General features: G+C 74.4%; 3 protein-coding genes. 1 reads left to right on the top strand and 2 read right to left on the bottom strand.

The features are described from left to right. Positions 1-481, bottom strand: a 481-nt coding sequence (locus G3I65_RS42750) for an NB-ARC domain-containing protein (protein ID WP_345944106.1), incomplete at its 3' end; no start/stop codon positions are given. 93 nt (positions 482-574) lie between these two features. Between G3I65_RS42750 and G3I65_RS42755 the strand changes: the two genes are divergently transcribed. Next, complete coding sequence (locus G3I65_RS42755; protein WP_160701145.1) at positions 575-1,069, top strand: SRPBCC family protein; 495 nt, start codon at positions 575-577, stop codon at positions 1,067-1,069. Here the strand turns inward: G3I65_RS42755 and G3I65_RS42760 are convergent. Then, a partial coding sequence (locus G3I65_RS42760) for an ABC transporter ATP-binding protein (RefSeq protein ID WP_160701146.1) occupies positions 1,057-1,665 on the bottom strand: 609 nt, incomplete at its 5' end. The two genes, G3I65_RS42755 and G3I65_RS42760, sit on opposite strands and share 13 nt — an antisense overlap.

The raw sequence follows: 1,665 nt of genomic DNA on the forward strand, positions 1-1,665 counted from the left end.
GCCACAGGCCGCGCAGGTCCGGCGGCGCCTGCACGTCGTCGAGGACCAGCAGCCACCGCCGGTCGGTGGCGGCCAGCCAGGCCAGCAGCCGCTGGGCGCCGCGCTCGGGGTCGGCGTCCTCGACGCCGGTCAGGTCGGTGGCCAGGCGGGCGTAGTCGGCCACGATCCCGTCCCGGGAGGTCGCGGTGATCCACACCAGCAGGTCGACCTCCCGCGCCGCCCAGCTCGTCTCCGCGTGGTCCAGCGCGAGCTGGGTCTTGCCCACCCCGCCCAGCCCGGACAGCACCCGGGTCGAGGCCGTGCCCCCGAGCGACGTCCGGTGCTGGAACGACCCCGCGCGCGGCGGCGGGGTCCCGTACCGGTACGGCAGCGACACCACGGGCCGGGCGGGAAGGTGCAGGTGGACGCCGTCCTGGATGGTCCCGGCCATGACCACGGTTCCCGGCACGTCGCCCGTCACCGTGTTTCGCACCCGGTCCATACCCCGATTATCCGGAAATTCCGGCCGCCGGTGTCGAACCGCGGCCGGCCCGTTCGTGGTCACGGTGAAAGCTCCCCGAGAAAGGACGCCACCATGCCGGAGCACGAGACCGTGACCGCGACCCTGACCTTCCCCGTGCCCGCCGAGCGGGTGTTCGCGGTGCTGGCGGACCCGACGACCCACGCGGCGATCGACGGCACCGGCTGGGTGCGCGAACCCGTCGACCCGGCGCCGCTGACCCGGACCGGGCAGCTCTTCCGGATGGACATGTTCCACGGCAGCCGTGCGGTCGGGGACTACCAGGTGGTCAACCGGGTCGAGGTGTTCGACGCGCCGCGGGCCATCGGCTGGGTGACGGGGCACCGGAAGGCCGACGGCGAGCTGGAGTTCGGCGGCTGGCTCTGGCGGTACGACCTCACCCCGCTCGGCGCGGCGAGCACCGGCGTCACCCTTTCCTACGACTGGTCGGCGGTGCCGCAGCACATCCGCGACCGGGGGATCTCGTTCCCGCCGTTCGGTCCCGGCCACCTCGAGAACTCGCTGCGCCACCTGGCGGAGCTCGCCGCACCCGCCGCTCAGCGCAGCTGACGCCAGGCTTCGCGGCGACGGCGCTGCGCGTCCGGGTCGGCGACCGGCGCCGCCGCCAGCAGGCGCCGCGTGTACGCGTGCGCCGGCGTGGTCAGGACCTCCTTGGCCGGGCCCTGCTCGACGACGTGGCCGCGGTGCATCACCGCGACGCGGTCGGCGAGCTGCTCGATCACCGCGAGGTCGTGGCTGATGAACAGACACGCGAAGCCGAACTCGTGCCGCAGGTCGCGCAGCAGGTCGAGGATCCTCGCCTGGATCGTGACGTCGAGGGCGCTCGTCGGCTCGTCGGCCACCAGCAGGTCCGGGCGCAGGGCCAGCGCCCGCGCGATGCAAGCGCGCTGCCGCTGGCCGCCGGACAGCTCGTGCGGGTAGCGCGCGGCCAGCGACGCCGAAAGCCGCACCGCGTCGAACAGTTCCGCGACCCGGCCGTCCACTTCGGACGGCCGGACCGCGTGGTGCAGCCGCAGCGGCGTCGCGACGCTCTCCCCCACCGTGGTGCGCGGGTTGAGCGACGACAGCGGGTCCTGGAACACCACGCCGATCCGCCGCCGCAACGCCTTCGCCGCCCGGCCGCGCACCCGCGTGAGATCGGTGTC

The organism is Amycolatopsis sp. SID8362 (assembly GCF_010550475.1).
GTDB lineage: Bacteria > Actinomycetota > Actinomycetes > Mycobacteriales > Pseudonocardiaceae > Amycolatopsis > Amycolatopsis eburnea.

Coding starts and splice junctions, on each gene's coding strand:
- G3I65_RS42755 (WP_160701145.1), top strand. CDS start 575: ATGCCGGAGCACGAGACCGTGACCGCGACCCTGACCTTCCCCGTGCCC.